This window comes from Streptomyces sp. NPDC002054 (assembly GCF_040296685.1).
In the GTDB taxonomy this organism is placed as follows: domain Bacteria; phylum Actinomycetota; class Actinomycetes; order Streptomycetales; family Streptomycetaceae; genus Streptomyces.
Window position 1 is genome coordinate 68,278 of sequence record NZ_JBEOXT010000028.1, and the last position, 13,237, is coordinate 81,514.

Here is a 13,237-nt window from a genome sequence, read left to right on the forward strand (position 1 = left end):
TCCGCCGGTCGTGCGGAGCGCTGCTATCGGTCCCCGAAGATCGTGCGGTGCCAGTCCTTGGCCGGCACCCCGGTGTTGTCGTACATCACATGCTTGACCTGCGTGTACTCCTCGAAGGAGTAGGCGGACATGTCCTTGCCGAAACCACTGGCCTTGTAGCCGCCGTGGGGCATCTCGCTGATGATCGGAATGTGGTCGTTGACCCAGACGCAGCCCGCCTTGATCTCGCGGGTGGCCCGGCCGGCCCGGTAGACGTCCCGGGTCCAGGCGGAGGCGGCGAGTCCGTACGGGGTGTCGTTGGCCAGTGCGAGGCCTTCGTCGTCGGTGTCGAAGGGCAGCACGACGAGGACCGGGCCGAAGATCTCGGACTGGACGATCTCGCTGTCCTGGGCGGCGCCGCTGATCAGCGTCGGCCGGTAGTAGGCGCCCTCGGCGAGCTCGTCCTGCGGGATCTCGCCGCCGGTGACGACGGTGGCGTAGTCCCGGGCCCGCTCGACGAAGCCGGCGACGCGGTCGCGCTGGGCGTGGGAGACCAGCGGGCCGAGGTCGGTGGTGGGGGCGAAGGGATCGCCGAGCCGGACGGTCTCCATCAGCTCGGCCACCCGGGCCACCAAGGCGTCGTGGAGGGGGCGCTGGACATAGGCGCGGGTGGCGGCGGTGCAGTCCTGACCGGTGTTGATCAGGGAGCCGGCGACGGCGCCGTGCGCGGCGGCCTCGAGATCGGCGTCGTCGAAGACCACGAAGGGGGCCTTGCCGCCGAGCTCCAGGTGGAGCCGCTTGACGGTGGCGGTGGCGATCTCGGCGACCCGCTTGCCGACGGCGGTGGACCCCGTGAAGGAGGTCATGACCACGTCCGGATGCCCGACCAGGTGCTCCCCCGCCACCCGGCCCGCCCCGGTGACGATGTTGATCACGCCGTCGGGGAGGCCCGCCTCCTGGGCCGCCTGGGCGAACATCAGGGAGGTCAGCGGGGTGAGCTCGGCGGGCTTGAGGACGATGGTGTTGCCCGCGGCGATGGCCGGGAGGATCTTCCAGGCGGCCATCTGGAGCGGATAGTTCCAGGGAGCGATGGAGCCGACGACACCGATCGCCTCGCGGCGTACGTAGGAGGTGTGGTCACCGGAGTACTCGGCGGCGGCCTGGCCCTGGAGGTGGCGGGCGGCGCCCGCGAAGAAGGCGGTGTTGTCGATCGTGCCCGGTACGTCGAACTCGGAGGTGAGCTTCACCGGCTTGCCGCACTGGAGGGACTCGGCGTACGCGAAGTCCTCGGCCTGGGCGGTGAGGACCGCGGCCAGCCGGTGCAGTGCGTCGGAACGCTCGCCGGGGGTGCTGCCCGACCAGCCCGGGAAGGCCCGCTTGGCGGCGGCGACGGCCTCGTCGACGTCGGCCGTGCTCGCGAGCTCGTAGGTGAGGATGTCGTCGCCGGTGGCCGGGTCGACGACGGTGTGTGACTGCCCCGAGGTGCCGGACCGAAGCCGCCCATCGATGTACTGTGCGCCCTCTGCGAAGCGCTCTTTGATCTGGAAGCGGTTGCCCATCGCGCTCTCCGTAGCTCCAGCCCGAATTGAGTGCCGATCCTGACAGAGGCCTTCGCCCCAGCCAAGGGATTCCGTTGTTGCCTTTTGATTACGCGACGGAATCGGTCGACCATGTGTCGAGACAGGCCGCAAATCCCGTACGAAGTGTCCGTGGCGGCTGCCAGACTGCCGTGCATGGAGCAGATGAACCAACTGATCGAGCAGGTCAACCGGGGTGAACGGGTCAAGTACCTGCCGTTCTGGGGACACCGCCCGCGGCCCGACGGCTCGCTCGGACCGAGCTGCCTGAGCCAGTGGTGGCCGTCTCCGTTCACCGTCCGTGATGTTGAGTACGCAACCGCCGAGCACTGGATGATGGCCGAGAAGGCGCGCCTGTTCGGGGACGCCGAAGCGGAACGGGCGGCCGTGTCCGCCCGGACCCCGGCGGAGGCGAAGAAGACGGGCCGGCTGGTGCGCGGCTTCGACAATGCGGTCTGGGAGCGCGAGCGGTACCAGATCGTGGTGGTGGGCAGCATCCACAAGTTCGGCTCCTCCCCCGAGCTGCTCGGCTATCTGCTGGGCACGGGGCGGCGGGTCCTGGTGGAGGCGAGCCCGCTGGACCGGATCTGGGGCATCGGCCTCCCGGCGGACGACGCCCGCGCCCTGGACCCGGCCCGCTGGCGTGGCCTGAACCTGCTGGGCTTCGCCCTGATGGAGGCCCGCGAGCGGCTGCTCCAGGGCTGACCGGTAATTCCGTGGCGGCGCCCCGGCCCGCCGCCTAACGTGATCCTTGTCCAGGCGTCACCGGCTTCGGTCCCTGGACACCTACGTCACGCACCTCCCGGTGCGCAGGCAGCGGCTCCTTCTTTTGCAAAGAATCCCAGGCCGCAGCCACCTAGATCTCGGGAGGCACGCGTGGGGGATGCCCGGTGCGAAGGCGGCGGCTACTTCTCCAAACCCGGAGGTCGTGGGTTCGAATCCCACCCGGCCCGTCACCCGCAAGGGAACGGGCCGGTGGAGCAGCGCGGAAGCTCACCGGGCACAAGTCCGCCGCCGCCGATCCTTGATCTCGGGCATCCCTCACGTCACGCCTCCCCCGCTTTCCTTTGAATTCGGGGGGATTCACCATGGCTCGCTTCAACCTGCGCGCGTCCAAGTCCAAGGCTCCGGCCGCGCCCACCTCGCCCGTACGCTCGACCGGCCGTGCCCGCACCCACCAGGGCGGCGCCGGCTACGAACGCGACCCGCGCTCCGAGCTGTTCCTGCTCGCCGTCGCCAACTTCGTGACGCAGCGGACCTTCTACGAGAGCGGGACCGACCGCGACGACCGCTTCGCCGCGCTCGTGCGGCGGCTCGCGGTCGAGGACCCGGCATGGACCGCCGGTCTGCTGCGCTGGCTCCGCGGGGACGCGAACATGCGCACCGCCTCGCTCGTCGGCGCCGCCGAGTACGTCAAGGCGCGGCTCGACGCGGGCGCCACCGACGGGCCTTCGAACCGCCAGGTCGTGGACTCCGTGCTGCAGCGCGCGGACGAGCCCGCCGAGCTGCTGGCCTACTGGACGGCCACGCACGGGCGCAATGTGCCCAAGCCCGTCAAGCGCGGCATCGCCGACGCCGTGCGCCGGCTCTACTCCGCCACCTCCCTGCTGAAGTACGACACCGACTCCAAGAGCTACCGCTTCGGTGACGTCCTCAACCTCGTGCACGCCTCCCCCGACCCGGCCAAGCCCTGGCAGGGCGAGCTGTTCCGGCACGCCCTCGACCGCCGGCACAACCCGGAGAACGCGGAGATCCCGGCCGGCAACCGCATCCTCGCCGCCCACCGGGCACTGATGGAGCTGCCGGTCTCCGAGCGGCGCGGTGTGGTCCTCGCCCCGGACGGTGCGGAGCGCCTCGCGGCGGCGGGCATGACCTGGGAGGCCCTCGCCGGCTGGCTGCAGGGGCCGATGGACGCAGCTGCCTGGGAGGCGGTCATCCCGTCCATGGGCGCGATGGCGCTGCTGCGCAACCTGCGCAACTTCGACCAGGCCGGGGTCTCGGACGCGGTCGCGGCTCAGGTCGCCGCGAAGATCTCCGACCCGGAGGTCGTCGCCCGGTCCCGGCAGCTCCCCTTCCGCTACCTGGCCGCCTACCAGCACGCTCCCTCGCTGCGCTGGGCGTACCCGCTGGAACGGGCCCTCGGGCATGCGCTGGCCAACGTACCGGCGCTGCCCGGCCGGACGCTGGTCCTCGTCGACCGGTCCGGGTCGATGTGGTGCCGGCTGTCGGCGCGCTCCGAGCTCAACCGGGCGGACGCGGCGGCCGTCTTCGGCGCGGCGCTGGCGCTGCGGGCCGAGAGCGCCGACCTGGTGCAGTTCGGCACGAGCAGTGGTGTGATCCCGTACACCCGGGGCGAATCCGTACTGAAGGTGCTGGAGCGGTTCGGGAACCTCGGTGGCACCGATACGGCCCGCGCCGTGAAGGAGCACTACCGGGACCACGACCGGGTGCTGATCGTCACCGACGAGCAGGCCGCCGCCTATGGATACGGCGGCGACCCGTCGGCGCAGGTGCCGGACACGGTGCCGGTGTACACCTGGAACCTGGCCGGCTACCGGGTGGGCCACGGGCCTTCCGGCTCCGCGAACCGGCACACCTTCGGCGGGCTCACCGACGCCGCGTTCCGGATGGTGTCGCTGATCGAGAGCGGCCGGTCCGCCGACTGGCCGTGGGCCGGCTGACGGATCCGGTTGATGGATCCGGTTGATGGATCCGGCTCACGACCCGGACGCCCCCGCGGGGTGTCCGGGTCAGCCGCGGTGGAGCACCTGGGAGTTCGAGTAGGGCGCGTCGTACTCGGAGCCGCCGCTGTCGCGGTCGGTGCCGGTGTCGGCCCTGTTGACGATGTCGACGATCAGCACCACCGCCAGCAGGGCGCCCACCACGATCCCCACCGCGCCCAGGATGATGCCGGCCAGCGCCACCCCGCCGTTGTCGGCCTCTCCCCGGGTGACCCGGCCGCGGCCGAGGATGCCGAAGACCACGGCGGTGATGCCGATCGCCACGGCGATGAAGCTGGTGCAGAACATCACCGCCGAGATGATTCCGAGCACCAGGGCGGTGACGCCGAAGCCGTTGCGCATCGGGACATACGACGGGTACCCGGCCGGGTAGCCGTACCCATAGGCCGGTTGTGCGGGGTACCCGTACGCCGGCGTGGCCGGCGGGGTCTGGTGCACCTGCGGCTGCTGCGGCTGGGGCTGCTGCGGCTGCGGAACGCCCGCGCCGGGCATGCCCGTGATGGTCGGCTGGTCGTGCACGGAGGGCGGCCGGCCACCCTGCGCACCCGGTACCCCCGGCGTGCTCTGCTGCCCGCCCCGGTCCACCGCCGGCCGGTCCGGCAGTGCCCACGGATCGGCAGGCTCGGGGCTCTGGTCGGTCATCTGGCGCCCCCCTCTCGTACGGTCATGCTACGGGCTGCCACCGACAGTTCCCCGGGCCTGCCTACGATGAACCCCTGCCCGACCCGTCGCACCCGGCTCCCGAAAGGCCTGCCCCTCATGACCGATCTGCACCCCTTCATCGCAGGGCTGCCGAAGGCCGAGCTCCACGTCCACCACGTCGGCTCCGCCTCCCCCCGCATCGTGGCCGAACTGGCCGCCCGGCACCCCGACTCCAAGGTGCCCACCGATCCCGAGGCGCTCGCCGACTACTTCACCTTCACCGACTTCGGGCACTTCATCGAGGTGTACCTGTCGGTGGTGGACCTGGTCCGCACCCCGGAGGACGTCCGGCTGCTGACCTTCGAGGTGGCCCGCGACATGGCGCGGCAGAACATCCGCTACGCGGAACTGACCATCACCCCTTACTCCTCCACCCGCCGCGGCATCGAGGAGAAGGCCTTCATGGCGGCCATCGAGGACGCCCGCCGGGCCGCCGAGGCCGAACTGGGCGTCATCCTCCGCTGGTGCTTCGACATCCCGGGCGAGGCCGGCCTGGAGGCCGCCGCCGAGACCGCCCGGCTCGCGGTCGACCTGCGCCCCGAGGGCCTGGTCTCCTTCGGCCTGGGCGGACCCGAGATCGGTGTGCCGCGCCCGCAGTTCAAGCCGTACTTCGACCAGGCCCGCGCGGCCGGTCTGCACAGCGTCCCGCACTCCGGCGAGACCACCGGCCCGCAGTCCATCTGGGACGCCATCAACGACCTGGGCGCCGAGCGCATCGGCCACGGCACCAGCGCCACCCAGGACCCGGACCTGCTGAAGTACCTGGCCGACCACCGGATCGCGCTGGAGGTCTGCCCGACCTCCAACATCGCCACCCGCGCCGTCGCCGACCTGGACCAGCACCCGATCAAGGAGATGGTGGCGGCCGGCGTGCTGGTCACCATCAACAGCGACGACCCGCCGATGTTCGGCTCCGACCTGAACAACGAGTACGCGGTCGCCGCCCGGCTGCTGGAGCTGGACGAGCGCGGTCTCGCCGAGCTCGCGAAGAACGCCGTCGAGGCCTCTTTCCTCGACCCGGCCGGCAAGGCGAAACTGGCGGCGGAGATCGACGCGTACACGGCCGCCTGGCTCGCCCGCTGACGACCGACCGCTGAGGAGAATGGGGATCATGCGCACCCTGACTGCTGTCGGCCACCGCGGTGATCCCTACCGAATCCGCGAGAACACCCTCGATTCGCTCCGCTCCGCGTTCGCGCGCGGAGCGGACGCGGTCGAGATCGACGTACGGGCCACCCGCGACGGGGTGCCGGTCCTGCTGCACGACGAGTCGCTGAAGCGGCTGTGGCGTGCGGACGTGCTGCTGGGCTCGATGACCGCGGCGCAGCTGCGCGAGCTCACGGACGGCCGGGTGCCGACCCTGCGCGAGGCCCTGGCCGTCACCGGGGCCGGCCGGGTCATGATCGACCTGCCGGGGGCGACGGAGGAGACGGTGCGCACGGTCGTGGGCCAGGTGCGCGAGTGCGGGGCCCGGGAGCGTACGTACTATTGCGCGGGCTCCCGGACCATGCTGGCGGTACGGGCCGCCGATCCGGGCGCGGAGATCGCGCTGACCTGGACCACGCTGAAACCGCCGCGCCGGGTGCTGATCGACGCGGTGGCACCGCGCTGGCTGAACTACCGCTTCGGGCTGGTCAGCCGGGGGCTGACGGAGGCACTGCACCGGGACGGGCTGCTGGTGTCGGCCTGGACGGCGGACACCCGGTGGACCATGCGGAAGCTGATCGAGGCCGGGGTGGACTCGATCACCACCAACCGGGTGGCCGCGCTGGCAGCGGTCCGGTCCGCGTACGGCCGGTGACCGGGACGGGCATATCGAAGGCCGTACGGGCGGCCGTCCGGGGGCGGGTTCGGTCGCTCGCCGGGCGTCTGCGCGGGGCGGACCCGTGGGCGGCCGACGTCCTGCTGGCGCTGCTCGTCCAGGTGGCGGTGACCATTCCGTTCGTGGTCCCCCGGGAGCCGGACCAGTCGAAGGCCACCTGGCTGGCATACGGTCTGACCTCGCTCTCCTCGCTGCCGCTGGTGTGGCGGCGGCGGGCGCCGGTGCTGGTCGCCGTCGGGGTGATCGCGGCCGGCGGGGTCTACCGCTTCACCGTCGACGGACCCGGGCAGCCACTGCCGTACGCCGGGCTGGTGGCCTTCTACACGGTCGCCCTGAGCTGCCCGGGGCGGGTCCGGCTGGCCTTCGGTGGCGTCACCGCCGCGGTGATCCTGGTGTCGGTGGCCCTCAACACCCGTACGGCGATGGAGCTGTTGTTCTCGCTCTTCGTCTTCGCCGCCGCCTACACGCTGGGCCGGCTCCAGCACACCCGGCAGGCCTATCTGACGGCCATCGAGGACCGGGCGGCCCAGCTGGAGCGGGCCAACCGGATCGAGGCCGAGCAGGCGGCGGCACGGGAGCGGGCGCGGATCGCCCGGGAGATGCACGACATCCTGTCGCATGCCGTCAGCATCATGGTCGTACAGGCGGAGGCCGGGCCGGTGGCGGTGCGGCGGGCTCCGGAGCGGGCGGAGGCCGCGTTCGAGGCGATCGCCGGGACCGGGCGGGAGGCGATGGCCCAGCTGAGGGCCATGCTGGGCGTGCTGCGCACCGAGGACGCTGCGCCCCGCACTCCGCAGCCTGCGGTGGACGGGCTGCCCGCCCTGCTGGACCGGGTGCGGCAGGGCGGGCTGGAGGTGGCGTACGAGCGGTCGGGCCTGGTGCGCGCGCTGCCGGGGCCGGTGGAGGCGACGGTGTACCGGGTGGTGCAGGAAGCGGTCACCAACGTGGTCAAGCACGCGGCTGCGGGGCGGGTGGCGGTGCGGCTGGACTCCGCGCAGGGGGTGGCGGGTTGACGATCCGTGTGGTGGTGGCCGACGACCAGGAGCTGGTGCGCAGCGGCTTCGCGATGATCCTGGACGTGCAGGAGGACATCGAGGTGGTGGCCGAGGTGGGTGACGGGGCCGCCGCGGTGGCGGCAGTGCGGTCGCTGGCTCCGGACGTGGCTCTGCTGGACATCCGGATGCCGGTGCTCGACGGGATCGAGGCCTGCCGGACGATCGCGGCGGAGAGTGCCTGCCGGACGGTCATGCTGACCACCTTCGACGCAGACGAGTACGTGTACGAGGCGCTGCACGCGGGGGCCAGCGGATTCCTGCTGAAGGACGTGCGGCGGGACGATCTGGTGCACGCGGTGCGGGTGGTGGCGGCCGGGGATTCGCTGCTGGCACCGTTGGTGGCCCGGCGGGTGATCGAGGAGTACACGGCGGTGACGGCGCGGCCGGGCGCGGTGGGGGTGCGGGACACGGAGCGGCTGGCCGTACTGACCGGGCGGGAGCGGGAGACGCTGCTGCACATCGCGCGGGGGCTGTCGAACGCGGAGATCGCGGCGGCGCTGACGGTGAGCGAGCACACCGTGAAGACGCATGTGGGGAACCTGCTGGCCAAGCTGGGGCTGCGGGACAGGATCCAGGCCGTGATCTGCGCGTACGAGACGGGGCTGATCGCGGCCGGGACTCCCTCCGGAGAGTGAGGTGCGGCGTGTTGCCTCGCTCGCTCCGGTGAGTTGTCGTACCGGTGAAGATGGCTCTTGGTGGTGATCCGCAACGGGGCTGTGACCTGGAGCATTGAGGTCATCGGGCAGTCGGGCCCGGGGACTTCACAGGGGGAGCACAGATCATGAACGCTCGTACGCGCGCGCTGATCGCCGCCGCGCTGGTGCTGGGTATCGCGGCCGGGCCGGCGGTTGCCGCCGAGGCGGCACCGGACCGGCCGGCGGCGGACCGGACGGCGGTGGACCGGGGGCCGGTCCCTCGGCCGGTCGTCACCACCCCGCCGAACGCAGCGAAGCTCCGGGAGGCGATCGCCGGGCTGGGTGCGGACCACCCGTACGCCACGTCCGCGCTGGTCCGGGTGAGCGGTTCGGCGGGCAGCTGGCGGGGCAGTTCGGGTGTCGCCGAGGTGCGGACGGAGCGGAGGGCGGTGGAGCAGGCCCGGTTCCGGGTGGGCTCGGTGACCAAGACGTTCACGGCTGCGGTGGTGCTGCAGTTGGCGGCCGAGGGCCGGGTGGAGCTGGACCGGCCGGTGCGGCACTACCTGCCGGAGACGATCCCGGCGGCGTACGAGAAGGTAACGGTCCGTCAGCTGCTGAACTACACGAGCGGGCTGCCGTCCGCCGACGGGCCGGGCGATGCCTTCGCGAGCCAGTGGGAGCACCGGTTCGATGTGGTCGATCCGCGGGCGCAGATAGCCGACGCGGTCGGTAAGGAGCGGGAGTTCGAGCCAGGCTCAGCCCAGCACTACACGAACATCAACTACACCGTGTTGGGTGTGCTGATCGAGAGGCTGACGGGGACGGCGTACGAGACGGCGGTCGCGCGGCGCATATTCGAGCCGCTGGGGCTGCGGCACACCTCGTTGCCGGGCCGGGGCCAGGTCCGGATCCCGGGCCCGCACCACCGGGGGTACGAGGCGGTGCCGCGACCGGACGGTTCGGTCGAGCTGCGGGATGTGACGGTGTGGAACCAGTCCGACCGCTGGGCGGCGGGCGACCTGATATCGACCACGGCGGATCTGGAGCGGTTCACGCGGGCGCTGTTCGCCGGGAGGGTGGTGCCCCGCCCCCAGTTGGAGGAGATGTTCACCGTGCCCTTGGTGAAGGACTTCGTCAGCGGGAAGGACGCGCAGCGGACGGCGGGCCTGGAGCGGATGGCGTTCGAGGGCGGGCCGGTGCTGTGGGGGAAGACGGGCGGCCGGCCGGGCTACAGCACGGGGATCGGCGGGGTCCGGGACGGTTCGCGGATCGTCGTCTACTCGGTCACCTCGAAGAACGCCAAGTCCGAGCAGCCCAACCCGGTCACCTATGGGATAGCCAAGGCCGCGTTCGCGCGCTGAGGGAGCGCCTCCAGGCGCTTGATCATGCGGCGCAGCACCAGCAGCGGAACCACCCCGAACACCCCGAAGGACATGTCGATGACGCTCCACCAGAAGGGGATGCCTCGGATCGGCCCGCAGATCAGAGCCAGGGGGATCACCCCGGCGCAGGCGATCATGCCGGCTTCGACGATCCAGATGTTGCGGACCGGGTCCCGGTACACCCCGTAGAAGAAGACCGCGATGACCAGGTGCGCGAAGGCCAGCCAGTCGGTGCCGTAGAGCAGGAACGGGTAGTCGGCATCGGCCCGGTCGAGTCCCTCGGTCACCCGCCGGACCCAGTCGTTGTCCACCAGGGAGTTGAGCAGGTGGAGCTCGGTGACCAGGGGGAACGCGGTGATTCCGCTGAGGACCAGGCAGACCAGGAAGAGGACCAGCCAGGCACGGATACGCCGGAGTAGGGCGCTGCTCTCGCTCATGGCAGCACCCTACGCCGATCTTCTGAACGCGTTCAAGTCTGTTCTCGAACGCGTTCAATATTCAGAGGCTCAGAGGCCGACGATCCCGTTCCAGCGCTTGGCGAAGGGCCGGCGTTCGGCCGCCGAGATGTCGCGGGCCACCGCGAGCCGCTTGCGCATGTCCCCGTCGGGGAAGATCAGCGGGTTCTCGGCCAGTCCGGCGGTCTCCTCGTCGTCGGAGCCGGCCAGGACCTCGCGGGCGGCCGGGACCGGGCACACGTAGTTGACCGAGGCGGCGAGCTCGGCCGCGACCTCCGGGTCGTAGTAGTGGTCGATCAGCGCTTCCGCATTGGCCTTGTGCCGGGCCAGGTTGGGGATGAGCAGGCTCTCCGCCCAGAGCTCGGCCCCCTCCTCCGGGACGACGAACTCGATGTCGGGGTTGTCCGCCTGGAGCTGGATGGCATCGCCCGAGTACGCCTGACAGGCGAGCACATCGCCCTTGCTGAGGTCGGAGGTGTAGTCGTTGCCGGTGAAGCGCCGGATGTGCTTCTTCTTCACCAGCGCCTCCACCTGGTCGCACATCCGGTGGAAGTCCGACTCGGTCCACCGCGTGACGTCCACCCCGTTGCCCTGCATCAGCAGGGCGAAGGACTCGTCCAGTCCGGAGAACAGCGTGACCTTGCCGGCCAGGTCCGGGTGCCACAGGTCCTTGGTGGACTTGATCTCGCGGCCGAGCGCCTTGCGGTTGTAGGCGATGCCGGTGATCCCGGACTGCCAGGGGACGGTGTGCAGCCGGCCCTCGTCGAAGGCGGGCGAGCGCAGCTGCGGGTCCAGGTGCCCGGTCACATTGGCCTGGGCGGAGCGGTCCATCTTCTGGGCCCAGCCCAGGTGGACGAAGCGGGCCGCCATCCAGTCGCTGACCACCACCAGGTCGTGGCCGGTCTCCTGGCGGTTCATCAGGGCCGGGCTGACCTTGCCGAAGAACTCGTCGTTGTCGTTGATCTCCTCCGAGTAGCGGACGGAGATCCCGGTCCGCTCGGAGAAGGCGGCCAGGGTCGGCCGCTTCGTCTCGTCCTCTTCGTCGGTGTCGATGTAGAGCGGCCAGTTGGCGAAGGCCACGCTCTTGTCCGCACCGGAGCGGTCCGGGCCGCCGCGCCGGTCTTCCGGGATGTACGCGGCGGGGACGCCACAGCCGGTGAGGGCTGCCGACAGGCCCGCGGCACCGAGGCCGCCCAGCACGGTGCGGCGGGAGAAGGCGAGTTCAGGCATGGGGCAAGACTTCCGTGAACGCAAAGGGGCGGGCAATAGACATTCTGTCTACTGCCCGCCCCGTCAGCACCCGGTGATGACCGAGGCGATGATCGATCAGCCGTCGAGCGAGGTCATGACGTGCTTGATGCGCGTGTAGTCCTCGAAGCCGTAGGCGGAGAGGTCCTTGCCGTAGCCGGACTTCTTGTAGCCGCCGTGCGGCATCTCGGCGACCAGCGGGATGTGGGTGTTGATCCACACGCAGCCGAAGTCGAGGTTCTTGGACATCCGCATCGCGCGGCCGTGGTCCTTGGTCCACACCGAGGAGGCGAGGGCGTACTCGACGTCGTTCGCGTAACTCAGGGCCTGGGCCTCGTCCGTGAAGGACTGCACGGTGATGACCGGGCCGAAGACCTCGTTCTGGATGATCTCGTCGTCCTGCTTGAGGCCGGAGACCACGGTGGGGGCGTAGAAGTAGCCCTTCTCGCCGACCTGGTGGCCGCCCGCCTCGACCTTGGCGTGGGCGGGGAGCCGCTCGATGAAGCCCGCGACCTGCTTGAGCTGGTTCGGGTTGTTCAGCGGGCCGTACAGCACGTCCTCGTCGTCCGGCTGGCCGGTCTTGGTGTCGGCCGCGGCCTTGGCCAGCGCCGCCACGAACTCGTCGTGGATGGACTCGTGCACCAGCACGCGCGTGGCGGCGGTGCAGTCCTGGCCGGCGTTGAAGTAGCCGGCCACCGCGATGTCCTCGACGGCCTTGGCCACGTCGGCGTCCTCGAAGACCACCACGGGGGCCTTGCCGCCGAGCTCCAGGTGGACGCGCTTGACGTCCTTGGAGGCGCTCTCGGCGACCTGCATGCCGGCCCGCACCGAGCCGGTGATGGAGGCCATCGCCGGTACGGAGTGCTCGACCATCGCCTTGCCGGTCTCGCGGTCGCCGCAGATGACGTTGAAGACGCCCTTGGGCAGGACCGAGTCGATGATCTCGGCCATCAGCACGGTGGAGGCCGGGGTGGTGTCCGAGGGCTTGAGCACCACGGTGTTGCCCGCGGCGATGGCCGGGGCGAACTTCCACACGGCCATCATCATCGGGTAGTTCCACGGCGCGACCTGGGCGCAGACGCCGACCGGCTCGCGGCGGATGATCGAGGTCATCCCGTCCATGTACTCGCCGGCCGAGCGGCCTTCGAGCATGCGCGCCGCGCCCGCGAAGAAGCGGATCTGGTCGACCATGGGCGGCAGTTCCTCGCTGGCCGTGAGGCCCAGCGGCTTGCCCGTGTTCTCGGACTCGGCGGCGACGAGCTCCTCGGCGCGGGCCTCGAAGGCGTCCGCGATCTTCAGCAGGGCCTTCTGGCGCTCGGCGGGGGTGGTGTCGCGCCAGCCCGGGAAGGCCGCGGCAGCGGCGGCCATGGCGGCGTCGACATCGGCCTGGCCGGACAGCGGGGCGGTCGCGTACACCTCGCCGGTGGCGGGGTTGACCACCTCGGTGGTCCGCCCGTCGGCGGCGTCCTTGAACTCTCCGCCGATGTAGTTGCGCAGACGACGCAGTTCGGTGGTCACTACACCCACACTCCTGATCACATGTCCAATGATTGAGACAACTACCCCAGCCTAGCCTCTTTGGTGACGCTTTCGACAGAGCCAGGCGGGGCCAACTACGAAATCAGTGAAGTTCGGGACTCA

General features: G+C 70.8%; 12 protein-coding genes. 7 read left to right on the plus strand and 5 right to left on the minus strand.

Annotated elements, in window-relative coordinates:
• Window positions 1–23 precede the first annotated feature (23 nt).
• On the minus strand, window positions 24–1,538 hold the full coding sequence (locus tag ABT123_RS24585; RefSeq protein ID WP_351318329.1) for a gamma-aminobutyraldehyde dehydrogenase: 1,515 nt from the start codon (window positions 1,536–1,538) through the stop codon (window positions 24–26).
• 174 nt (window positions 1,539–1,712) lie between these two features.
• Between ABT123_RS24585 and ybiA the strand changes: the two genes are divergently transcribed.
• Both ybiA and ABT123_RS24595 read left to right on the plus strand, forming a co-directional pair.
• On the plus strand, window positions 1,713–2,261 hold the full coding sequence (gene ybiA / locus ABT123_RS24590; RefSeq protein ID WP_351318331.1) for a riboflavin biosynthesis intermediates N-glycosidase: 549 nt from the start codon (window positions 1,713–1,715) through the stop codon (window positions 2,259–2,261).
• Window positions 2,262–2,644: 383 nt separating this feature from the next.
• Window positions 2,645–4,237: a TROVE domain-containing protein gene (locus tag ABT123_RS24595; RefSeq protein ID WP_351318333.1), complete on the plus strand. Its 1,593-nt coding sequence runs from the start codon at window positions 2,645–2,647 to the stop codon at window positions 4,235–4,237.
• Window positions 4,238–4,306: 69 nt separating this feature from the next.
• Here the strand turns inward: ABT123_RS24595 and ABT123_RS24600 are convergent, their stop codons facing one another.
• Entirely contained in the window at window positions 4,307–4,939 is a 633-nt protein-coding gene (locus ABT123_RS24600) for a DUF4190 domain-containing protein (RefSeq protein WP_351318335.1), read from the minus strand.
• Between the two features lie 117 nt (window positions 4,940–5,056).
• Between ABT123_RS24600 and ABT123_RS24605 the strand changes: the two genes are divergently transcribed.
• The 5 genes from ABT123_RS24605 (at window position 5,057) to ABT123_RS24625 (ending at window position 9,872) form a co-directional block, all read left to right on the plus strand.
• On the plus strand, window positions 5,057–6,082 hold the full coding sequence (locus ABT123_RS24605) for an adenosine deaminase (protein WP_351318337.1): 1,026 nt from the start codon (window positions 5,057–5,059) through the stop codon (window positions 6,080–6,082).
• A 19-nt stretch (window positions 6,083–6,101) separates the two neighbouring features.
• Window positions 6,102–6,800: a glycerophosphodiester phosphodiesterase gene (locus ABT123_RS24610; RefSeq protein ID WP_502971033.1), complete on the plus strand. Its 699-nt coding sequence runs from the start codon at window positions 6,102–6,104 to the stop codon at window positions 6,798–6,800.
• Window positions 6,797–7,834 carry a sensor histidine kinase gene (locus ABT123_RS24615; RefSeq protein ID WP_351318341.1) on the plus strand — a complete coding sequence of 346 codons (1,038 nt, stop codon included), beginning with the start codon at window positions 6,797–6,799 and terminating at the stop codon, window positions 7,832–7,834. Before ABT123_RS24610 ends, ABT123_RS24615 begins: the two co-directional genes overlap by 4 nt.
• Entirely contained in the window at window positions 7,831–8,511 is a 681-nt protein-coding gene (locus ABT123_RS24620) for a response regulator (protein ID WP_351318343.1), read from the plus strand. The genes ABT123_RS24615 and ABT123_RS24620 overlap by 4 nt, the downstream gene beginning before the upstream one ends.
• 146 nt (window positions 8,512–8,657) lie before the next feature.
• Entirely contained in the window at window positions 8,658–9,872 is a 1,215-nt protein-coding gene (locus ABT123_RS24625) for a serine hydrolase domain-containing protein (protein WP_351318345.1), read from the plus strand.
• Here the strand turns inward: ABT123_RS24625 and ABT123_RS24630 are convergent.
• From ABT123_RS24630 to ABT123_RS24640, 3 genes are all read right to left on the minus strand, one after another.
• Window positions 9,839–10,330 (minus strand): hypothetical protein, encoded by a 492-nt coding sequence (locus ABT123_RS24630; protein ID WP_351318347.1) that lies wholly within the window; start codon window positions 10,328–10,330, stop codon window positions 9,839–9,841. The genes ABT123_RS24625 and ABT123_RS24630 overlap by 34 nt on opposite strands.
• Window positions 10,331–10,399: 69 nt before the next feature.
• Window positions 10,400–11,578, minus strand: coding sequence for an ABC transporter substrate-binding protein (locus ABT123_RS24635; protein ID WP_351318349.1), 1,179 nt, complete (start codon window positions 11,576–11,578; stop codon window positions 10,400–10,402).
• Between the two features lie 96 nt (window positions 11,579–11,674).
• Window positions 11,675–13,114: a gamma-aminobutyraldehyde dehydrogenase gene (locus tag ABT123_RS24640; protein ID WP_351318351.1), complete on the minus strand. Its 1,440-nt coding sequence runs from the start codon at window positions 13,112–13,114 to the stop codon at window positions 11,675–11,677.
• Between the last annotated feature and the right edge of the window lie 123 nt (window positions 13,115–13,237).